This window comes from Solwaraspora sp. WMMB762 (assembly GCF_049179115.1).
Classification (GTDB): Bacteria; Actinomycetota; Actinomycetes; order Mycobacteriales; family Micromonosporaceae; genus Micromonospora_E.
Genome location: NZ_JBMHMD010000001.1, coordinates 2,352,259 through 2,372,857, shown reverse-complemented (window position 1 = coordinate 2,372,857; position 20,599 = coordinate 2,352,259). Strand labels below are relative to the sequence as shown.

General features: G+C 72.6%; 17 protein-coding genes. 9 read left to right on the top strand and 8 right to left on the bottom strand.

Annotated elements, in window-relative coordinates; genetic code table 11:
* Positions 1 to 36 precede the first annotated feature (36 nt).
* Positions 37 to 1,848, bottom strand: coding sequence for an NAD+ synthase (locus ACN27J_RS10415; RefSeq protein ID WP_421365491.1), 1,812 nt, complete (start codon positions 1,846 to 1,848; stop codon positions 37 to 39).
* 339 nt (positions 1,849 to 2,187) lie between these two features.
* Here ACN27J_RS10415 and glnA (ACN27J_RS10410) point away from each other — a divergent pair, with 339 nt between their 5' ends.
* Together glnA (ACN27J_RS10410) and ACN27J_RS10405 are read left to right on the top strand one after the other, a co-directional pair.
* Entirely contained in the window at positions 2,188 to 3,540 is a 1,353-nt protein-coding gene (glnA, locus tag ACN27J_RS10410; RefSeq protein ID WP_123602782.1) for a type I glutamate--ammonia ligase, read from the top strand.
* A gap of 76 nt (positions 3,541 to 3,616) precedes the next feature.
* Positions 3,617 to 4,042 carry a DUF350 domain-containing protein gene (locus tag ACN27J_RS10405; RefSeq protein WP_278170402.1) on the top strand — a complete coding sequence of 142 codons (426 nt, stop codon included), beginning with the start codon at positions 3,617 to 3,619 and terminating at the stop codon, positions 4,040 to 4,042.
* A gap of 140 nt (positions 4,043 to 4,182) precedes the next feature.
* On the opposite strand, the gene ACN27J_RS10400 is transcribed toward ACN27J_RS10405, so the two are convergent.
* Together ACN27J_RS10400 and ACN27J_RS10395 are read right to left on the bottom strand one after the other, a co-directional pair.
* Entirely contained in the window at positions 4,183 to 4,695 is a 513-nt protein-coding gene (locus ACN27J_RS10400) for a hypothetical protein (RefSeq protein WP_421365489.1), read from the bottom strand.
* 116 nt (positions 4,696 to 4,811) lie between these two features.
* Complete coding sequence (locus ACN27J_RS10395) at positions 4,812 to 5,729, bottom strand: S66 peptidase family protein (protein ID WP_421372183.1); 918 nt, start codon at positions 5,727 to 5,729, stop codon at positions 4,812 to 4,814.
* A gap of 220 nt (positions 5,730 to 5,949) precedes the next feature.
* Between ACN27J_RS10395 and ACN27J_RS10390 the strand changes: the two genes are divergently transcribed.
* From ACN27J_RS10390 to mptB, 3 genes are read left to right on the top strand one after another with little or no spacing between them, the layout of a single operon-like run.
* A complete protein-coding gene (locus tag ACN27J_RS10390; RefSeq protein ID WP_421365488.1) occupies positions 5,950 to 6,708 on the top strand; it encodes a type 1 glutamine amidotransferase in 759 nt (252 codons plus the stop codon).
* Between the two features lie 7 nt (positions 6,709 to 6,715).
* Positions 6,716 to 9,829 carry a bifunctional [glutamine synthetase] adenylyltransferase/[glutamine synthetase]-adenylyl-L-tyrosine phosphorylase gene (locus ACN27J_RS10385; RefSeq protein ID WP_421365486.1) on the top strand — a complete coding sequence of 1,038 codons (3,114 nt, stop codon included), beginning with the start codon at positions 6,716 to 6,718 and terminating at the stop codon, positions 9,827 to 9,829.
* Positions 9,822 to 11,402, top strand: a complete 1,581-nt coding sequence (gene mptB, locus ACN27J_RS10380; protein WP_421365484.1) for a polyprenol phosphomannose-dependent alpha 1,6 mannosyltransferase MptB — start codon at positions 9,822 to 9,824, stop codon at positions 11,400 to 11,402. The genes ACN27J_RS10385 and mptB overlap by 8 nt, the downstream gene beginning before the upstream one ends.
* A gap of 102 nt (positions 11,403 to 11,504) precedes the next feature.
* Here the strand turns inward: mptB and glnA (ACN27J_RS10375) are convergent, their stop codons facing one another.
* Positions 11,505 to 12,929: a type I glutamate--ammonia ligase gene (gene glnA, locus ACN27J_RS10375; RefSeq protein WP_421365482.1), complete on the bottom strand. Its 1,425-nt coding sequence runs from the start codon at positions 12,927 to 12,929 to the stop codon at positions 11,505 to 11,507.
* Positions 12,930 to 13,123: 194 nt separating this feature from the next.
* Between glnA (ACN27J_RS10375) and ACN27J_RS10370 the strand changes: the two genes are divergently transcribed.
* Positions 13,124 to 13,534, top strand: coding sequence for an RDD family protein (locus ACN27J_RS10370; protein ID WP_421365481.1), 411 nt, complete (start codon positions 13,124 to 13,126; stop codon positions 13,532 to 13,534).
* 55 nt (positions 13,535 to 13,589) lie between these two features.
* Here ACN27J_RS10370 and ACN27J_RS10365 read toward each other — a convergent pair whose 3' ends face one another.
* The 4 genes from ACN27J_RS10365 to ACN27J_RS10350 all read right to left on the bottom strand — a co-directional run bounded on the left by ACN27J_RS10365 (position 13,590) and on the right by ACN27J_RS10350 (position 18,000).
* Positions 13,590 to 14,279, bottom strand: coding sequence for a DUF4191 domain-containing protein (locus ACN27J_RS10365; RefSeq protein ID WP_123602772.1), 690 nt, complete (start codon positions 14,277 to 14,279; stop codon positions 13,590 to 13,592).
* A 44-nt stretch (positions 14,280 to 14,323) separates the two neighbouring features.
* Entirely contained in the window at positions 14,324 to 15,265 is a 942-nt protein-coding gene (lipA, locus tag ACN27J_RS10360) for a lipoyl synthase (protein WP_421365480.1), read from the bottom strand.
* A gap of 179 nt (positions 15,266 to 15,444) precedes the next feature.
* Positions 15,445 to 16,086, bottom strand: coding sequence for a lipoyl(octanoyl) transferase LipB (gene lipB, locus ACN27J_RS10355; protein WP_282231599.1), 642 nt, complete (start codon positions 16,084 to 16,086; stop codon positions 15,445 to 15,447).
* A gap of 51 nt (positions 16,087 to 16,137) precedes the next feature.
* Entirely contained in the window at positions 16,138 to 18,000 is a 1,863-nt protein-coding gene (locus tag ACN27J_RS10350) for a DUF2079 domain-containing protein (protein WP_421372182.1), read from the bottom strand.
* A 167-nt stretch (positions 18,001 to 18,167) separates the two neighbouring features.
* Between ACN27J_RS10350 and ACN27J_RS10345 the strand changes: the two genes are divergently transcribed.
* Genes ACN27J_RS10345 through ACN27J_RS10335 form a run of 3 tightly spaced genes read left to right on the top strand, consistent with a single transcriptional unit; the run spans position 18,168 to position 20,574 of the window.
* Entirely contained in the window at positions 18,168 to 19,148 is a 981-nt protein-coding gene (locus tag ACN27J_RS10345) for an ATP-binding protein (protein WP_421365478.1), read from the top strand.
* A gap of 21 nt (positions 19,149 to 19,169) precedes the next feature.
* A complete protein-coding gene (locus ACN27J_RS10340) occupies positions 19,170 to 19,562 on the top strand; it encodes an SCO5389 family protein (RefSeq protein WP_421365476.1) in 393 nt (130 codons plus the stop codon).
* Entirely contained in the window at positions 19,552 to 20,574 is a 1,023-nt protein-coding gene (locus ACN27J_RS10335; RefSeq protein ID WP_421365474.1) for an LLM class flavin-dependent oxidoreductase, read from the top strand. Before ACN27J_RS10340 ends, ACN27J_RS10335 begins: the two co-directional genes overlap by 11 nt.
* Positions 20,575 to 20,599: the final 25 nt, after the last annotated feature.

Below are 20,599 nucleotides of genomic sequence, written 5' to 3'. Positions count from 1 at the left end.
CAGGAATTCACACCTCACCCGGTCACCCGACGGATCTCAGCCGTCGCCGGGCTCCCGCCACCGGTTCGTGATCGGCAGTCGTCGATCACGGCCGAACGCCTTGATCGATATCTTGGTGCCGGGTGCCGACTGCCGCCGCTTGTACTCGGCCAGGTCCACCATCCGCAGCACCCGGTCGACCAATTCCGGATCGTGCCCGGCGGCGACCAGGTCGTCGCGGCCGGCGTCGCCGTCGATGTAGCCGGTGAGCACCCCGTCGAGGAGCGCGTAGTCGGGCAGCGAGTCGGTGTCAAGCTGGCCGGGTCGCAGCTCCGCGCTGGGTGGCTTGGCGATCGAGTTCTCCGGGATCGGCGGCTCCTCGCCGCGCCGGACGGCGTCGTCGTTGCGCCACCGGGCCAGCGTCCACACCAGCGACTTCCAGACGTCCTTGATCGGGTTGAAGCCGCCGACCGAGTCGCCGTACAGGGTGGAGTAGCCGACCGCCAGTTCGCTCTTGTTGCCGGTGGTCAGCACCAGGTGTCCCTCCTGGTTGGACAGCGCCATCAGGATCACCCCGCGCACCCGGGCCTGCAGGTTCTCCACGGCCAGCCCGGAGAGCGAGATGTTGGCCAGGAACGGGTCGACCATCGGCTGGATCGGCTCGATCCGGTAGTCCAGGCCGGTCCGTTTGGCCAGCTCGGCGGCGTCGGCCCGGGAGTGTTCGGAGGAGAACTGACTGGGCAGTGAGACGCCGACGACCCGGTCCGGGCCGAGCGCGTCCACCGCGATCGCGGCCACCACCGCCGAGTCGATCCCGCCGGACAGCCCCAGCACCACCGAGGAGAAGCCGTTCTTGCGGACGTAGTCGCGCAGCCCGAGCACCAGCGCCGACCAGATCTCCGCCTCGGCCGGCAACGGCTCGGCGACCCCGCCGCTGACCGGCCCACCCGTCGGGTCGGCCAACCGGTCACCGACCACCACCCGGTCGACGGTCATCCGGTCCGGGCCGTCCGGGGTCTCCGGGGCGGCCGTCGCGTCGGCGGTCTCCGGGGTCGCGGCGCGGTCCTGCGCCGGGGCGTCCGCGTCCGGCAGCGTCAGGTCGTGCAGCAGCAGATGCTCGACGAACTGCGGCGCGCGGGCCAGCAGCGTGCCGTCCGCGGCGACGATCATCGAGTCGCCGTCGAAGACCAGTTCGTCCTGCCCGCCGACCAGGTTGACGTACGCCACGGTGGCGCCGGCCTCGGCGGCCCGCCGCCGCACCAGTGGCAGCCGGGCGTCGTCCTTGTCCAACTCGTACGGCGACCCGTTGACCGTGACGACCAGGCCGACACCGGCGCGGCGGGCGGCGGTGAACGGCCCGCCGGCCTGCCACAGGTCCTCGCAGATGGTCAACGCCACGTCGACCCCGCCGACGCGTACGACGGTCAACGCGGTGCCCGGCACGAAGTAGCGGTCCTCGTCGAAGACGCCGTAGTTGGGCAGGTGGTGTTTGAAGTAGGTGGCCGCCACGCTGCCGCCGTGCAACACGGCGAGGGCGTTGCGCGGACCCCGGCCCGGGTCGGCCTCGGCGCTGATCGCGGCCGGTCCGTCGGCGTCGAGGTAGCCGACCAGCACAGGTACGTCGCCGAACCCGTCGGCGGCCAGGTCGGCGGCGAGTTGCCCGACGCCGGACCGGGCGGCGGCGACGAACGACTCCCGGAACACCAGGTCCTCCACCGGGTAGCCGGTGAGCATCATCTCCGGGAACACGACCAGTTGCCCGCCGGCGTCCACCGCCGTACGGGTGTAGTCGCGGACCAGCCGGGCGTTGCCCGGTAGATCGCCAACGGTGGGGTTGACCTGGGCGAGGGCGATGCGCAGCGTCGGCATGTCGCTATCTTCCCCCAGCGCACCCCCGACCAACCCGCCGGTTGCCGGCGGTCGCGAGGTGGACCAGTCAGGTGACTGTGCGGACATGCTCCGGTATTCCCCGGTGACCGTGGTCTAATATCCCCTTCGTGGTGGTCGATAGCAAAGCGCCGGAATGGCGTGGATTGTCGGCTGGCCCCGCCAGGTGCGCGACCGGAGCGGTCCCGTAACGTCGGTGTAACGAGGTCGGTAAAGACTGGGCAGCTCAGGTGGGAGCCGACAGCACCTGGTCCTGCGCTGGAGGGCAGCAGCGCGGAGAATGGAACCGGTCCGGGCAGACCAGTGTCACGAGGGGTAGACGTGGACCGTCAGCAGGAGTTCGTGCTCCGTACTCTGGAAGAGCGCGACATCCGTTTCGTTCGGTTGTGGTTCACCGACGTGCTCGGCACGCTCAAGAGCGTCTCGGTCGCGCCGGCTGAGCTTGAGGCAGCATTCGAAGAAGGCATCGGCTTCGATGGCTCCGCCATCGAAGGGTTCGCCCGGGTCTTCGAGTCCGACATGGTCGCCATGCCGGATCCCACCACATTTCAGGTGTTCCCGTTCGAGGGTGGCGTCAGCGGCGAGAGCGCCCGGATGTTCTGCGACATCCTGCTGCCCGACGGCACGCCGTCCTGGGCCGATCCCCGGCACGTGCTGCGCCGGGCGTTGTCCCGGGCCGCCGACAAGGGCTTCACCTTCTACACCCATCCCGAGATCGAGTTCTTCCTGCTGGAGAACAGCCCGGCCGACGGGTCCACCCCGGTGCCGGTCGACTCCGGCGGCTACTTCGACCACACCACCCACGCGGTGGCCCGCGACTTCCGCCGCCAGGCCGTGCTCGCCCTGGAGCGGATCGGCATCTCGGTCGAGTTCAGCCACCACGAGGTCGCCCCCGGCCAGCAGGAGATCGACCTGCGCTACGCCGACGCGCTGACCACCGCCGACAACATCATGACCTTCCGCCACGTGGTCAAGGAGGTCGCCCTGTCGCACGGCGTCGCGGCGACCTTCATGCCCAAGCCCTTCACCGACCAGCCGGGCAGCGGGATGCACACCCACCTGTCGCTGTTCGAGGGCGAGCGCAACGCCTTCCACGACGCCGGTGACCCGATGAAGATCTCCAAGGTCGCCAAGGCGTTCATCGCCGGGCTGCTGGTGCACGCCCGCGAGTACACCGCGGTCACCAACCAGTGGGTCAACTCCTACAAACGGCTGTTCCCGCAGGCGCTGCCGGACCGGATCACCGAGTCCCCGGCGTACGTGTGCTGGGGGCACCTGAACCGGTCCGCACTGGTGCGGGTCCCCGCGTACGGCAAGCCGAACTCGGCCCGGGTCGAGGTCCGCTCGCTGGACTCGGCGACCAACCCGTACCTGGCCTTCGCGGTGATGCTCGGCGCCGGCCTCAAGGGCATCGAGGAGGGCTACGAGCTGCCGCCCGGCTCCGAGGACGACGTGTCGGCGCTGTCCGCCGCCGAGCGCAAGGCGATGGGGTACGAGTCGCTGCCGGAGAACCTCTCCGAGGCCATCGAGGTGATGGCCAGCTCGGAGCTGATCGCCGAGGTGCTCGGCGAGCACGTCTTCGACTTCTTCCTGCGCAACAAGCGCTCCGAATGGGAGCAGTACCGCCGCGAGGTCACCCCGTACGAGCGTCGCCGCTACCTCGGCGCGCTCTGAGCGGGCTGGCGCCGCCACGCTATCGTCCCTCCCGACACTCGCCGCCCCCGCGGCGACCCGATCGGGAGGAACGTGCGTGCTGGAGGATCTGCTCACCGGAGCTTGGCAGAGCATCGTCTTCGGAGCGGTCGGCGTCGCTCTGATGGCGGCCGGCTTCGTGGTGGTTGACTGGCTCACCCCTGGGAAGTTGCGCGAGCTGATCTGGGTGCAGCGCAACGGCAACGCGGCGCTGCTGCTCGCCGCCAACCAGCTCGGCGTCGCCGGCATCGTCTTCACCGCGATCCTGACGAGCTACCCGTCGTTCACCAAAGGGCTCGCCTCGACGATCCTCTTCGGATTGATCGGGCTCGGCATCATGGCGTTGGCCTTCGCCGTGCTCGACTGGCTGACCCCCGGTCGGCTCGGCGCGGTGATCTGCTCCGACGAGCCGCACCCCGCCGCCCGGGTCAGCGCCGCGTCGCACTTCGGCGCAGCCCTGATCGTCTGCGCCTGCATCGCCTGAGCCGGCATCGCCTGAGCCGGCATCGCCTGAGCCGGCTCGACGGGCCGCTGCCGGCCGGCCCGAAGACGATCCTGGCGCCGGACCAACCCCGCGGGGGGGGGGTGATCCGGCGCCAGGACCCTTTCGGGGGCGGGGTCGGGTCAGGTGCCGTCCGGCGACTGGGCGGCCTCCGGCTCGTCGTCCCTACCGCCCATCGGGCCGCCACGGCCCGGACCGCCGCCGCGTCCGGAGCCGGCGAGCACCCCTTCCTCGTGCGCCTTGAGCACCGCGTCGGCCTCGGCCCGGGTGAGCTTTCCGTCGGCGACCGCCGCGTCGAGCCGCTCCTGCAGCGCCGCCTGCCGGTCGGCCGTCCCCTCCGGCCGCTCTCCGCGTTCGGGCCGGTCGCCGGCCCTCTCCTCATGGACCTTCTCCAGGGCGGCGGTGACGTCGTCGGCGGAGACGCCGAGTTCTGCGGCCAGCGTCTCGGCCAGCTCGGTCATCTTCGCCGCCCGGCGCTCCTCGCCGGTCGATCCATCGGTGCTGGCGCTGGCACTGGCGCTCGGCTCGGCGCCCTCCTGCGCGAAGGCGATGGTCGGCGCCGCGATCCCGACGCTGAGCACGCCCGCCGCAGCCAGGCCCGCGAGCGCCCGCTTCCTGGTGATCCGTCTGGACAAGTCGACCTCCGGATGTCGTCTCGGTGTGGTGCGGTGACCTGACCGACGGTGCCCGGCGGCCCTCAACGCAACCCATGCCGAAGCTGTCAACGGGCTGAGAATCCGGCAAGCTCAGGTCAGCGCACGGCGGGGGAGACCGTGAGGGTGCCGGCAGCGGCGTCGAGGGTGGCCGGTACGCCGAGGCCGACGGTGCGTGGGGTCTGCCCGTGCCCGAGCGGCAGCCCACCGAGCACCGGTACGCCGAGGTCGCCCAGCCGTTCGGCGAGCACCTGCGCGACGTCCACCCCGTGCCGGTCGGCGCAGCCGGTGAACTGCCCGACCGCCACCCCGGCCAGGCCGGCCAGCACGCCACTGCGGCGCAGCTGGGTCAGCAGCCGGTCCACCCGGTACGGCGGCTCGCCGATCTCCTCGATCAGCAGGATCGCCCCGGTCAGGTCCGGCAGGTCGGCGGTGCCCACCGAGGCCGCGAGCACGGTCAGGTTGCCGCCGAGCAGGATGCCGTCGGCCCGACCCGGCACCAGCACCGCCGCGCCGGCCTCATCCGGCGACCGGGTGACCACCGTCGGCACCGGCTCCATCAGCGCCCGGCGCAGCGACCCGGCGGACACCGCCGGGGTCCGCTCGTCGTCCCAGGCCGCCACCGGGCCGTGCACCGTCGCCAGCTGGGCGCCCCGCCACAGCGCCAGGTGCAGGGCGGTGATGTCCGAGTAGCCGCAGACGACCTTCGGGTCCCGGCGTACCGCCGCCATGTCCAACAGGTCCACCACCCGCTGGGTGCCGTAGCCGCCCCGGGCGCAGACGATGCCGCGTACCGTCGGGTCGGCGAACGCCTCGGCGAGGTCGGCGGCCCGCTGCTCGTCGGTGCCGGCCAGGAAACCGTGCCGGCCCAGCGCGTGCCGACCCAACCGGGGCCGCAGCCCCCAGCCGGCCAGCACGGCCATCCCCCGCTCGACCGGCTCCGCTGCGACCGGCCCACCCGGGGCCACGATCCGGACCTCGTCACCGGGTCGCAGCGCGGGCGGGTGCAGCGTCAGAGCACCAGGTCGGACCGGCTCAGCGGCTGGGGAACGCGGCTCGCCACCTCGGCGGTCGGCCGGTCGCGGGTCGGTCACCGGCGCGAGACTACGCGAGGTTCCCGGTCCGAACGAGCAGATTTGGTTCTGGTCCGGGCGAGCAGATTTTACGAGTACGCAACGGTGAGCACGCAGGCACCGCCTACGGTCACCGCCCCGGCCGATTGGATAGCCTCGACACGTGGGCAGCGCTCTGGTGATCGAGAACGACCCGACCGACGACCTGCGACGGCTGGGGGAGTGGCTCGCCGAAGCCAACCTGCCGATCGAGGTGTGCCGCCCGTACGCCGACGACCCGGTCCCGGCCGACCTGGCCGACCGACCGGCGGTGATCGTCCTCGGCGGCCGTCCGTCCGCCGTCGGTCCCGACCCGGCCGCCGGCTGGCTGCCCGCCGTCGAAGGGCTGCTGCGCAAGGCCGTCCGCCACCGGATCCCGACCCTCGGCATCGGGCTCGGTGCCCACCTGCTCGCCACCGCGCACGCCGGCACCGTCGAACGCAGCGCCGCCGGCCCGGAGATCGGGCCCGCGCTGGTCGGCAAGCGCGACGCCGCTGCCACCGACCCGCTGTTCCGGTACGTGCCGCTCGCGCCCGACGTGCTGCAGTGGCACGTCGACGAGATCACCGAACTGCCCCACGGCGCGGTGCTGCTCGCCGCCTCCACGCACTACCCCCACCAGGCGTTCCGCCTCGGTGACCGGGCCTGGGGGCTGCAGTTCCACATCGAGTGCGACCGGGACATGGTCAGCACCTGGGCGGCCGGATCCACCATCCTGACCGAGCTGCGCCTGCCCGCCGACGTGGTCGTCGACGCCTGCGTCGAGGTGCTCGGTGACATCGAGGAGGTCTGGCAACCGTTCGCCGTCCGGTTCGCCGCGCTCGCCCTCGGCCAGCTGCCCGACTCGGACATCCCCCGGACCCTTCCACTGCTCGGCAGTTAGGCCCCCGATGACCAGACCGACCAGTGCCACCGGCCGGCTCGCCCGGTACGGCTTCGACGTCAGCGGTACGGACACCGTCCGGGCCGCCGACCTGCTCGGCCCCGACGGGCTCGGGCTGTGGCAGGTGCAGGCGCAGCAGCCGGTCGACCCGCCGGCCGCCGAACTGCTGACCGCGCTGTCCCGGGCCGCCGACCCCGATCTGGCGCTGCGCCAGCTGCACCGGCTCGTCGAGGCGCAGCGGCGCGACGCCGGCACCGGCTCCGGTGCCGGCGCTGGCTCTGGTGGCTCCGGCGGCAACGGTGCCGGCGGGTCGCCGGTCCTCGACGCCCTGCACGCCGACCCGGGGCTGCGCCGTCGGCTGATCGCCGTCCTCGGTGCCTCGTCCAGCCTCGGCGACCATCTGGTCGCCAACCCGGACCAGTGGTCGGTGCTCGTCACCGAGAACGGGGTGGCCCCCACCGCCGACGGTGCCCTCGACGTCGACCCGCCCCCCGTCGCCGACGCCGACGGTGCTGCCGACGCCGTGTCGCCTCCGCTGGTCGGCGCGGCGGCGATCACCGCGCTGCGCCGGGCGTACCGGCTGGCCCTGCTGCGGATCGCGGCGGCCGACCTGACCGGCGGGCGGTGTCTGGAACAGACCATGGCGGCGTTGTCCGCGCTGGCTGACGCGACCCTGTCCGCCGCGTACGACATCGCCGTCGCCGAGCTGCCCGACGGCAGCGGTCCGCCCGGCCTCGCCGTGGTGGCGATGGGCAAGTGTGGCGGCAACGAGCTGAACTATGTGTCCGACGTGGACGTCATCTTCGTCGCCGCCGACGACGCCGATCTGACGGTCGCCACCACCGTCGCCACCCGTCTGATCCACATCTGCGGGTTGGTGGCCTGGCCGGTGGACGCCGCGCTGCGCCCGGAAGGCAACCGCGGGCCGCTGGTCCGTACCCTCGCCAGTCACCTCGCCTACTACCAGCGGTGGGCCCGGACCTGGGAGTTCCAGGCGTTGCTCAAGGCGCGGCCGGCGGCCGGCGACCGCGACCTCGCGCAGGAGTGGATCCGGCTGCTGTCGCCGCTGGTCTGGCATGCCGCCGAGCGCCCGGAGGCGGTCGAGGACGTGCGCGCCATGCGGCGCCGGATCATCGAGAACGTCCCGCCCCGCGAGCTGGAACGCGAGATCAAACGCGGCCCCGGCGGGCTGCGCGACATCGAGTTCGCCGTCCAGCTGCTGCAGCTGGTGCATGGTCGGGTGGACGAGACGCTGCGAGCCCCCGGCACGCTGCCCACCCTGCGGGCCCTGGTCGCCGGCGGGTACGTCGGCCGCGCCGACGGCGAGGCGTTGCTGCGCGGCTACCGGTTCCTGCGCGGTGTCGAGCACCGGCTGCAACTGCAGGGGCTGCGCCGTACCCACACCGTGCCGGCCGACCCGGTGGCGCTGCGCTGGCTCGCCCAGGCCCTCGGCTACGCCTCGACCCCCGAAACCGATGTCGTCGAGGCGTTCCGGGCCGACTGGGTCAGCCACGCCACCGAGGTACGCCGGCTGCACGCAAAACTGCTCTACCGGCCGCTGCTCGAATCCGTCGCCCGGGTGCCGGCCGAGTCGCTGCGGATGACCCCGCAGGCCGCCCGGCGCCGGCTCGAGGTGCTGGGCTTCGCCGACCCGGCCGGGGCGCTGCGGCACCTGGAAGCCCTCACCGGCGGCGTCTCCCGGACCGCCGCCATCCAGCGCACCCTGTTGCCGGTGCTGCTGCAGGAGTTCGCCGACGCCCCCGAGCCGGACCGGGGGCTGCTGAGCTACCGGCAGGTGTCCGACAAGCTCGGCAGCACCCCCTGGTATCTGCGGCTGCTGCGCGACGAAGGTCTGGTCGCCGGCCGGCTCGCCCGGACCCTCGGGCTGTCCCGGTACGCCGCCGACCTGCTGGCCCGCGAGCCCGAGGCACTGCGGATGCTGGCCTCCGACGTCGAACTCACCCCACGCGACGCGGCGGTGCTGCGCGCCGGCTTCGACGCCGCTGCGGCCCGCCACCTCGGCAGCGGCGGCGGCGAGCCGCCGGATCCGGTCCAGGCGGTCCGCGCGGTACGGGCCCTGCGCCGGCGCGAACTGCTCCGGCTGGCCTGCGCCGACGTACTCAACCGGGCCGGCGCGCTGGCCCCGGCCCGCGAGGTCCGGGGCCGGCTGGACGTGGCCGCCGTCGGCGCCGGGCTGTCCGCGGTGGCCGACGCCACGCTCGCCGCCGCGCTGCGGGTCGCGGTCGAGACCGTGCCGCCGCCGGACGGTCTGCGGTTCGCGATCATCGGCATGGGCCGCCTCGGCGGGTACGAGATGAGCTACTCCTCCGACGCCGATGTGCTCTTCGTCTACGACCCACCGCCCGGCCTCGCCGACGACGAGGCCAGCGCCGCCGCCCGGGCGGTCGCCGAGGAGCTGCGCCGGCTGCTCGGCATGCCGGCCCCCGACCCACCGCTCGGGGTGGACGCCGACCTGCGCCCCGAAGGCCGGCAGGGGCCGCTGGTGCGCAGCCTCGCGGCGTACGCCCAGTACTACGCCCGGTGGGCGAAGGTGTGGGAGGCGCAGGCGCTGCTGCGGGCCCGGTTCGTCTGCGGCGACCCGTCGCTGGGCGAGGAGTTCGTCGCCGTCGCCGACCCGGTCCGCTACCCGGCCGGCGGGTTGAGCCGGGAGCAGATCGTCGAGATCCGCCGGATCAAGGCCCGGGTGGAGACCGAACGACTGCCGCGCGGCGCCGACCCGGCCACCCACACCAAGCTCGGCCGGGGCGGGCTCGCCGACGTCGAATGGGCGGTGCAGCTGACCCAGCTGCGGCACGGGCACGCGGTGCCGGCGCTGCGTGACACCCGTACCCTGGTCGCGCTGGCCGCGGCCCGCGACGCCGGCCTGGTCGACCGGGCCGACGCGACCGCGCTGCGCGCCGGATGGGTCCTCGCCTCCCGGGTCCGCGACGCGCTGATGCTGGTCCGGGGCCGGGCCACCGACCAACTGCCCCGGCACGGTGCCGAGCTGGCCGGCGTGGTCCGGCTGCTCGGCGGCACCGACCCCGGCCAGTTCCTGGACGACTACCTGCGGACCGCCCGCCGCTGCCGGGCCGCGGCGGAGCGGGTCCTCGGTGCCTGACCGCTCCGGCGACCCCGGAACGCGGTACCACTTCATCCGCTACGTCGGTCTGGCCGGCGCGGTCGCCCTCGCGGTCGCCGCCAGCCTGGGCGGCGCGCTGCCCGAACCACCGGCCGCCGGCTGGGCGGTCTTCACCAGCGGAACCGGCGTGCTCAGCGTGCTTGCCTGGGCCGCCGGCACCGGCGCGATGGTGTGGGCGTGGTGGTCGGCCCGGCACGGTGTGCCGTCGGTACGGTGGGCGTCGACCACCGTCGGCCTCTGGGCGCTGCCGCTGCTGGTGGCGCCGCCGCTGGGCAGCCGGGACATCTACTCGTACGCCTGCCAGGGCTGGATTCTGCGCGACGGTGGCGACCCGTACTCCGGAGTGGCCGGTCAGGGCTGTCCCTGGGTCGAGGCGGTCGCCCCGCTGTGGCGCGACACCCCGGCCCCGTACGGGCCGCTGTTCGTCTGGCTCGCCGGGCTGGCGGTCGCGGTCGGTGCCGGTCTGACCGGCACCCTGCTGGCGCTGCGGCTGACCGCCGTGGCCGGGCTGGTGCTGGTGGCGGTGGCGCTGCCCGGTCTGGCCGCCAGGTGTGGCCTGCCGGCCGGCCGGGCGCTGTGGCTGACCGTCGGCTGCCCGGTGGTGCTGATCCACCTGGTCTCGGGTGCGCACAACGACGCGTTGATGGTCGGTCTACTGGTCGCGGCGCTGTGGGTGATCACCGCCGGATCGGCCCGCCAGTCCGGCGGCGGGACCGGCCGGGCGGGTGCCGGGACCGGCGGCGTCGGTGGTGCGTCGGTGGCGGCCGTCGCCGGTGGGCTGCTGCTCGGGCTGGCCGTCGCGGTGAAGGCGACGGCCCTGGTGGTCGTACCGTTCGCGGCGGTGCTCGCGGTGGCCGGGCCGCGCCGACCGGCAGCCCTGGTCCGGGCCGGGGCGCTGGTGGTGGCGGGGGTGGTCGGCGCGGTCGCGGCCACCACCGCGCTGTCCGGGCTCGGCCTGGGCTGGGTGGCCGGGCTGGCCCGCAGCGGCGACTCGCGGCAGTGGACCTCGCCGCCGACCGCCGTCGGGCTGCTGATCGACTACCTGGGGCGGCTGGTCGGGGTGCGACTGGACGCGGTCGGGGCGGTCCGCGTGGTAGGCCTGGCGCTGCTCGCCGGTTTCCTCGTGTGGCTGTGGTGGCGGGTGTGGCGCGGCGGTGGTCCGTTGACCGGCTGGCGGGGTCCGGACGGCCGGGCGGTGCCGGCGGAACCCGCCGGCCGGGCGTCGTCGGTGGCGAAGTCCGCCGGCGCACCGGCGACCTGGGACCGGGGGACCGTGGTGTTCGGGGCAGGGCTGGCCCTGGCCGCCACGGTGCTCGCCGCGCCTGTCGTCTACCCGTGGTACCTGAGCTGGCCGTTGGCGTTGCTGGCCGCCGCCGCGTACCGCACCGGGTGGTTCCTGCTGCCGGTGGCGGTCGCCGGTTTCCTGGTCCTGCCGGACGGTTCGGGGGTCGCCGCGCTCACCAAGGCGCCGGGCACGGTGGCCATGTGTGCGCTGATCGTGGTGCTGGTGGTGCGGGCGGTCCGGTCCGCCCGGCGCCCCGACGCGAGCTGACAGACGTCGGACGAGACCGGGGCGGGCAGCGAAACGGCGGTGGGGGCGAGCCGAGGCCCGCCCCCACCGCCGTCGTCCACTGCTGGACCGGCGCGGCCGGAATCAGCAGTCGAAGTACATCGCGAACTCGTGCGGGGTCGGCCGCAGGCGGACCGGGTCGACCTCGTTGGACCGCTTCCAGTCGATCCAGGTGGAGATGAGGTCCGGCGTGAAGACCCCACCCTCGAGCAGGAAGTCGTGGTCGGCCTCCAGCGAGTCCAGTACGGCCGGCAGCGAACCCGGCACCTGCTTGACGTTGCCCCACTCCTCCGGCGGCAGGTCGTACAGGTCCTTGTCGATCGGCTCCGGCGGCTCGATCTTGCTCTTGATGCCGTCCAGACCGGCCATCAGCATGGCGGAGAAGGCCAGGTAGACGTTGGCCGACGGGTCCGGCACCCGGAACTCGACCCGCTTGGCCTTGGCGTTGCTGCCGGTGACCGGGATACGGGTGCAGGCGGACCGGTTGCGCTGCGAGTACACCAGGTTGACCGGCGCCTCGAAGCCGGGCACCAGCCGGCGGTACGAGTTGATCGTCGGGTTGGTGAAGGCCAGCAGCGACGGCGCGTGGTGCAGCAGACCGCCGATGTACCAGCGGGCGGTGTCCGACAGGCCGGCGTAGCCGGTCTCGTCGTAGAACAGCGGCTCACCGTTGAGCCACAGGCTCTGGTGGGTGTGCATGCCGGAGCCGTTGTCGCCGAACAGCGGCTTCGGCATGAAGGTCGCCGTCTTGCCGCTGGCCCAGGCGGTGTTCTTCACGATGTACTTGAACAGCTGCAGCTGGTCGCCGGCGTGCAGCAGGGTGGAGAACTTGTAGTTGATCTCGGCCTGGCCGGCGGTGCCGACCTCGTGGTGCGACCGCTCCACGGTGAAGCCGGTGTCGATCAGCTTGCGGACGATCTTGTCACGCAGGTCGGCGTAGTGGTCGACCGGCGGCACCGGGAAGTAGCCGCCCTTGTAGTTGGTCTTGTACCCGCGGTTGCCGCCCTCTTCCTCGCGACCGCTGTTCCACCAGCCCTCGATCGAGTCGATGTAGTAGTAGGCCTGGTTCGCGGAGGTCTCGTGGCGGATCGAGTCGAAGATGTAGAACTCCGCCTCGGGCCCGAAGTAGGCGGTGTCGGCGATGCCGCTCGCCGCCAGGTAGGCCTCCGCCTTCTTGGCCACGTTGCGCGGGTCCCGGGAGTACGGCTCCCGGGTGAACGGGTCGTGGATGAAGAAGTTGAGCGCCAGCGTCTTCTCGATCCGGAACGGGTCGATGAAGGCGGTGGCGACATCCGGCAGCAGCAGCATGTCCGACTCGTGGATCGCCTGGAAACCACGGATCGAAGACCCGTCGAAGGCGAGGCCGGTGGTGAAAATGTCCTCGTCGACCGACTCGACCGGCAAGTTGAAGTGCTGCATCACGCCGGGCAGGTCACAGAAGCGTACGTCGACGAATTTCACGCCCTCGTCTTTGAGGTACCGCAGTAGTTCCTCGGGATTGGCGAACACACGTCCTCCTGGCACGTCGCACTGATGGCTATGCTGGTCGCGACGCTATGGCCGCAGGGTTGCCCCACCATGTCTCTAATGTTTCCGCCGTGTTACGTCCGGTGCGGAGCGTGATCCCGACCAATCGTCCACCGCAGGATACGGCAGACGGCCCAGACTAGTCTGGCCGTTCGTGGGTATCGGGAGGGGGCAGCGTGGCGGCAAGCGCAAACGCGGCTGCGGGTGGAGCGACCGGTGGCCCGGCGGGGCCGGGTGACGAGGTGCCGAGTCTGCTACGACGAACCGGCGCTCTGGTGATTGATTGGCTACTCTGCGTGCTGATCTCCAGCCTTTTCGCCGACCCGGCCCGCTCCGGCTGGCCACCGGTGGTGGTGCTGATCGCCGAGTACGGATTCTTCCTGGGCCTGTTCGCCCAGACCCCGGGAATGTGGCTGGCCAGGATCCGGTGCGTCTCGGACGCCGACGGCGGCCGGATCGGCGTACCCCGGGCACTGCTGCGCGGACTGCTGCTGGCCCTGGTGATCCCGCCGCTGGTGATGGACGGTCGGCGGCGCGGCCTGCACGACCGGGCCGCCGGATCGGTCGTCGTCGCCGCCCCCCGCTGACCCACGACCGCACCGCCCGGCCCGCGACCCGGGCCGCAATGGCGGCGACCGGCGGTCAGCGGCCCCGGGTCTGCCGGAAAGCGCCCTTCGGCGGACGCATGTTCTTCGGAATGGCGCCCTTGGGCAACTGCGGCCGGGCCGACAACGCGGTCAGCCGCTTGTCCAACGCGTTGACGTCCTTGCCGGTCAGATTGCGCGGCAAGCGCATCAACGTCGTACGCATCTTGCGGATCGACAACTCGCCCTCGTCGGTGCCGATCACGTAGTCGTACAGCGGCGCGCTGCCGATCACCTTCGCCAGCCGCCGCTTCTCCTGACCGAGCAGGCCCCGGACCCGCTGTGGGTTGCCCTCGGCGAGCAGGATCACCCCGGGCCGCCCGATCACCAGATGGACCATGTCCATCTGGGTGGTCGAACTGACCGCCGGCGTCACCCGCCAGTCACCGCGCATGTTCTCCAGCAGCGAGGCCGCCGCACCCGGCTGGCCCTCGGCGACGTTCATCATCGCCGTGTTCGACCGCAGGTTCAGCACGATCAGTACGGCGAGCAGCGCCACCAGGATGCCGACCGGCAGCCACATCCACCCCAGCGCCAGCGACACCGGCACGGTGATCGCCAGCGGCAGCACCACGGCGGCCACCGCCAGCGGGACGAACCACTTGTCGCGCTTGGCGGTGAACGAGAACACCATGCCGATCTGCTTCAGCCGCTGGCCGAACGACACCTTCTCCTGGGGTTTCGCCATGCGAGGCAGTCTAGTTGCCGGGGGCGAAGCCGTTCACCGGGCGGTCAGCCGGCCAGCGGCTGGGCCTCGCGCTGGCGCAACGCCTGCTGGTAGAGCCGGCCGGCGCGGTACGACGAACGCACCAGCGGGCCGCTCATCACCCCGGAGAAGCCGATCTGCTCGGCCTCCTCGCGCAGCTCGACGAACTCCTCCGGCTTGACCCAGCGCTGCACCGGGTGATGCCGCGGCGACGGGCGTAGATACTGGGTGATGGTGATCAGCTCGCACCCGGCGGCGTGCAGGTCGCGCAGCGCCTGCGACACCTCGGAGCGCTCCTCGCCGAGGCCGAGGATCAGGTTGGACTTGGTCACCAGGCCGGCCGTGCGGGCCCGGGTGAGCACGTCGAGGGAGCGTTCGTACCGGAAGCCGGGGCGGATCCGCTTGAAGATCCGGGGCACCGTTTCGACGTTGTGGGCGAGCACCTCCGGTCGGGCGGCGAACACCTCGTCGAGCTGGCCGGGGTCGCCGTTGAAGTCCGGGATCAGCAACTCGACGCCGCAGCCGGGCTGCAGCGCGTGGATCTGCCGGACGGTCTCGGCGTACAGCCAGGCACCTCCGTCGGGCAGGTCGTCGCGGGCCACCCCGGTGACCGTGGCGTAGCGCAGATCCATCGCCGCGACCGACTCGCCGACCCGGCGGGGCTCGTCGGCGTCGAACTCGGCCGGTTTGCCGGTGTCGATCTGACAGAAGTCGCAGCGCCGGGTGCACTGGTCCCCACCGATGAGGAAGGTGGCCTCCCGGTCTTCCCAACACTCGTAGATGTTGGGGCAGCCGGCCTCCTGACAGACGGTGTGCAGCCCTTCCCGTTGCACCAGCCCGCGCAGCTCGGTGAACTCCGGCCCCATCCTGGCCTTGACCTTGATCCACGGGGGTTTGCGCTCGATCGGGGTCTCGGCGTTGCGGACCTCGAGGCGCAGCAGGCGTCGTCCCTCCGGAGCAATGGTCACCCTTGCCAGCCTACGCCGGCCGGTGCCCGGCCGGGCGGCCAGGCGACCGCGCGGCCGCCGCTCACTGGGTGAGTTGGCTCACCTGAGGCATCGATCGGCCGGCTGACCCGAGATCGGCCGGCTGACCCGAGATCGGCCGGCTGGCCGGCGAGCGGTCGGCTGACCCGAGAGCGGTCGGCTCAGCCGAGCGTGGGCAGGTGCCGTTCGACGACCGGCAGCACCTCGGCGACGGTCACCGGCCGGCCGAGCTCGGCGCTCAGCGAGGTGACGCCGACGTCGCGCAGACCGCACGGCACGATCCGGTCGTACGCCGTCAGGTCCGGATCGCAGTTGATCGCGAAGCCGTGCTGGGTGACCCCGCGGGCGACCCGGATGCCGATCGCCGCCACCTTGCGGGCCGGTCCACGGTCGTCGGCCGGCACCCAGACCCCGCTGTGGTTCGGCCCGTCGAGGCGGGTGGCGGCCAGCCCGAACTCGGCGCAGACGTCGATCAGCAGTTGCTCGACCCGGCGTACGTAGGCGACCACGTCGATCGGTTCCGGCAACCGGACGATGGGGTAGCCGACCAGCTGCCCCGGGCCGTGCCAGGTGATCTTGCCGCCCCGGTCGACGTCCACCACCGGGGTGCCGTCCACCGGGCGGTCCCACGGTTCGGTGCGCTTGCCGGCCGTGTACACGCTCGGGTGCTCCAGCAGGAGCACGGTGTCAGGCTCCTCACCGGCGACCACGGCGGCGTGCAGTCGACGCTGCTCCGCCCAGGCGGTCTGGTAGTCGACGACTCCGGCTCGGACCCCGCGCGCGCGGGGAAGGGTGCTGGTCACGCCGTCCAGCCTAGTCCGTTACCGGTCGGTCGGGCCGGTCCGTGGTCCGGCTCACCAGCCGCCTTCGGGCGCCGGCCAGAGCCAGACGTCGGTGATCCGCTGCGGCGGGCCGAGTAGTTCGGTGGTCGCGGTCAGCAGGGCCTCGGCGTCGACCGGGAACTTCGCGCCGTGCACCTGATCGGCGAGCACCACTGCCTCGGCGTCCCAGTAACGCAGGTCGGCGCGGGCGGCGGCCCGGTCGGCGTCGGTGATCGGCGGCACCACGCCGGTGCGGGCGACCTCGTGCAGCAGCCCGTCGGTGGCCCGGGGGACCGGTCCGATCCGGCCCCGGCCGTCCGGTCCGCCGGGGCCGAGGAAGAAGCCGGACGGGATGGCGAACTCGCCCTGCCGGTTCGCGAACGCGTACGCCTGCCAGCGTTGACCGTCGGGGAGCACGTCGAGGGTGAACGGTACCGGGGCGAGCACCCCGCCTTGGCTGACGTGGTCGCGCCAGGCACCCGAGGTGATGAAGTCCGGGATCGGCTCCCGTTCGATGGTGAGCAGACTGGCCGGGGTCAGCGGCAGCAGCGCCGCGACGAACGCCGCGGCCCACCACCGGCCGTACCGCGCCTGCCCGGCGGCCCGACGGGTGAGTAGCAGGCTCAGCGTCAGCGCCAGCAGGACGCCGATGACCGGGGTGACCACCATGGCCAGCCGGGCCGGCAGCGCGGCGTTGAACACCGGTGCGCCGGCCAACGGGGCGTACGGCAGCGGGATGTCGGTGATCGTCCCGCCGATCTTCAGTCGGGGGCCGAGGGAGAGCAGCGCGAACACGGCGGCGGTGACGGCGAGGGCCCGCAGCGTCGCTCGCCGGCCGGGATCGGCGGCCCGCCAGAGCAGCACCAGGCAGCCGACGGTCAACATCAGCAGCGGTACGCCGAAGAAGCTGTTCTCCTCGGTCTCGTTCGGCGCCAGCCCGGTGCCCAGCCCGGCGACACCGGCCAGCGAGCGTTCCGGGAACGCCCCGTAGGCGAGGAGGTCCTCGCTGTGCACCCGGGCGTCGAACCCGGTGCCGTGGAACACCTGCGGGCCGAAGAAGTGCAACCACAACGGGTACGCCAACAGCGTGATGGCGACTACCGCGGTCACCGCCAGGGCGCGCAGCAGGCGGGGGAGCGCGTCGCGGACCTCGGCGGCGCGGCTGCGGTCCAGTGCCCAGACGCCGAGGAACACGCCGCAGGCCAGGGCGGTGAAGAACAGGCCCTCGGCGGCGATCGAGAAGGCCGCCGCGACAGCTACGCCGAGGATCAGGCCGTTGCGTGCCCAGCCGCCCCGGTCCAACGGCCGGGCCCCGGGCCGCCCACGCAGCGCGAGGACCCGCCAGACGATGATCGGCACCAGCCAGCCGGCGGTCCAGTTGAGGTGGGCATTGGCGTGCGACACCATGGCCGGCGCGAAGCCGCAGAACAGTCCGCCGACGGCGGCCGCCAGCCGGGACGGCACGAACGGAGCGCCGTTGTCGCCGGTGGGTAGCCGGGACAGCAGCCAGTACCAGGCGAAACCGGTGCCGGCCAGGTTGAGGGTGAGGATCACCAGGAAGGTGGCCGGCGGCCCGATCAGGAAAGTCAGCGGTGCGAACAGCACCGCGTACACGGTGATCGAGGTGTTGACCGCGAGGTTCACCCCGTCGGGGGCGTTGAGCAGGTAGGTGAACAGCGGGTTCTCGCCGTGGGTCAGCGCGTACGCGCCGTAGCTCAGCAGCCACTCGAACAGTGCCTGGTCGCTGGAGTTGACGGTGATCGCCCGGCTGTCCGGCCCGGCCCACAGGCCGCTGGTGACCCAGCCGGCGAGCGTCACCGCGACCACCGCGACGACCAGGTCGGCGCGCCACCCGGCCGGTCCGCCGGCCCGGCCGCCCGGGCGGCCGCTGGTCACCGGCCGGTCGGTCGCGGCGCTGTCGGGCAGTGGGGACGGAGCGGTCGGCACCGGCGGAGAGTACCAATTTCGCCCGACACGCCCGTGCCGTACCTAGGCTTGACGAGGTTATTGGAAATGACTTCCAATGTACGCGTACCTGTTGAGCTGTTTGGGAGAGATCCACGGTGAAGATCTGTTTTGTCGGTAAGGGTGGCAGTGGCAAGACCACCCTGGCGGCCCTGTTCGCCCGCCACCTGGCGGCCACCCCGACCGGTGCCGACGGCGGGCCGCCGCCGCTGCTGGCGGTCGACGCCGACATCAACCAGCATCTCGCCGCCGCCCTCGGTGCCAGCGACGACGAGGCGGTGCTGCTGCCGGCGCTGGGTGACCACCTGGCCGACATCAAGGAATACCTGCGCGGCGACAATCCCCTGATCAGCTCGGCCGCGGCGATGGTCAAGACCACCCCGCCTGGTCGCGGCTCGCGGCTGCTCACCGTCGCCGGGGCCAACCCGATCTACGACGCGCTGGTCCGCGAGGTGGCCGGCATCCGGCTCGCCGTGACCGGGCCGTTCGCCACCGACGATCTCGGCGTCGCCTGCTACCACTCCAAGGTCGGCGCGGTGGAACTGCTGCTCAACCACCTGGTCGACGGCCCGGGCGAGTACGTGGTCGTCGACATGACCGCCGGGGCGGACTCGTTCGCCTCCGGGCTGTTCACCCGGTTCGACACGACGTTTCTGGTCTGCGAGCCGACGGTGCGCAGCGTCGGGGTCTACCGGCAGTACGTCGGGTACGCCCGCGATTACGGCGTACGGGTGCACGTGATCGGCAACAAGATCGACGACGAGTCGGACGTGGACTTCCTGCGCGAGCACGTCGGCGCCGACCTGCTTACCTGGGTCGGCCGGTCGGCCTTCGTCAAGGCCGCCGAACGAGGCCGGCACCAACCGATCACCGCGATGGAGCCGGCGAACCGTGACGCGCTGGACACGATGCGTACAGCCGTCGATGGTTGTGTCAAGGACTGGGCCAGCTACACCCGGCAGGCGGTGGAGTTTCACCTGCGCAACGCCGCCGCCTGGGCCAACGACCGGGTCGGCGAGAACCTCGCCGACCAGGTCGACCCGGAGTTCGTACCCGGACCAGACCTGCTGGTCCGCTGACCGTCAGCGTGAGGAGAAAGCATGTCCCTCGACGTACCCGCCGCTCTGCTGGAGCGGGCCGAGACCGGCCGGGTCGACGACGCCGAGTTCGTCGACTGCGTACGCCAGTCCCTGCCGTACGCCTGGTCGGTGGTGTCCCAGGTGGCCGCCGAGGCCCAGGGCGGCCCGGCCGAGTTCGCCGACCACGCGGTGCCACCGCCCAGCGAGGCCGAGCGTGGCCAGCTGCTGCGGGCGCTGGCCAGCGACGCGATCCGGGGCGGCCTGGAGCGGCACTTCGGCGTCAAGTTCGCCTTCCAGAACTGCCACCGGGTGGCCGCCTTCAAACTCTCCGCCGTCGGCGGAGCGACCTACCAGGAGTTCATCTCCCCGGTGGCCCAGCTGCGCAACCAGTCACCCGAGCTGCGTGACTGCTGAGCCGATCACCGCGCCGGTGGCCGGCGACCTGAACCAGCCAGCAGTGGACCTGTTCCTGCTGGCGGCACATGGTCTACCGGCCACCGTCGACTACGCGCGCGCCGCCGAGGCAGCCGGCCTCGGCGGCGTGTGGCTGGCCGAACACCACTTCGTCTCGTACGGGCAGTGCCCGTCCGCCACCACCCTGGCCGGCTACCTGCTCGGCGCCACCCGTCGGATCGCCGTCGGCACCGCGGCGGCCGTGCTGTCCAACCGGCATCCGGTCGCGCTCGCCGAGGAGACAGTCCTGCTCGACACGGTCTCCGCCGGCGGGTTCCGGCTCGGTGTCGCCCGTGGCGGTCCCTGGGTGGACCTGGAGGTCTACGGCACCGGCCTGGACCGGTACCGGGACGGCTTCGCCGAGTCGCTGGACCTGCTGGGCCGCTGGCTCTCCGGCGCGGCGACGGTCGGCGCCGACGGCGGGTTCTTCACGTTCCGCGACGTGCCGGTGGTGCCCCGACCGGCCCGCCCGATCCCGGTCTGGGTGGCGGCGACCTCGCCGGCCACGGTCGACCTCGCCGCCAGCCGTGGGCTTCCCCTGCTGCTCGGGGTGCACGACGACGACGCGGCGAAGGCCGCCACGCTGGCCCGGTACGCCGACGTCGCCGCCGCCAACGGGCACGACCCGGCCATCGTGCCGCACGCCTCGGTGCATCTGATCGGGCTCGCCGACTCCCGGGCCGCCGCCGAGCGTCAGCTCCGCCGGACCCTGCCACCGTGGCTGGCTACCACCCGGGAGTACGTCCGGATCGACGGCTCGTCGCCAGCCCACCGGGACCTCGACGCCTACGCCGAGCACCTGCTGCGAATCCACCCACTGGGCAGCGCGGCCGAGTGCGCCGCGCGGCTCGCCGCCAGCGCGGCGACCGTCGGCGCCCACCGGCTGGTGCTGATGGTCGAGGGCGTCGGTCCGGCCGCCACTGGCGAGCTGATCAGCGCCATCGGCACCGATCTGCTCCCGGCCCTGCCCTGACCGGTCTGGACGCCACCCGGTGCCG

What these genes read in the sequence shown, in the direction of transcription:
- ACN27J_RS10415 (WP_421365491.1), bottom strand. Translation starts at nt 1,848, where the DNA reads ATGCCGACGCTGCGCATCGCCCTCGCCCAGGTCAACCCCACCGTTGGC.
- ACN27J_RS10385 (WP_421365486.1), top strand. Translation starts at nt 6,716, where the DNA reads ATGACCAGACCGACCAGTGCCACCGGCCGGCTCGCCCGGTACGGCTTC.
- ACN27J_RS10365 (WP_123602772.1), bottom strand. Translation starts at nt 14,279, where the DNA reads ATGGCGAAACCCCAGGAGAAGGTGTCGTTCGGCCAGCGGCTGAAGCAG.
- ACN27J_RS10340 (WP_421365476.1), top strand. Translation starts at nt 19,170, where the DNA reads ATGTCCCTCGACGTACCCGCCGCTCTGCTGGAGCGGGCCGAGACCGGC.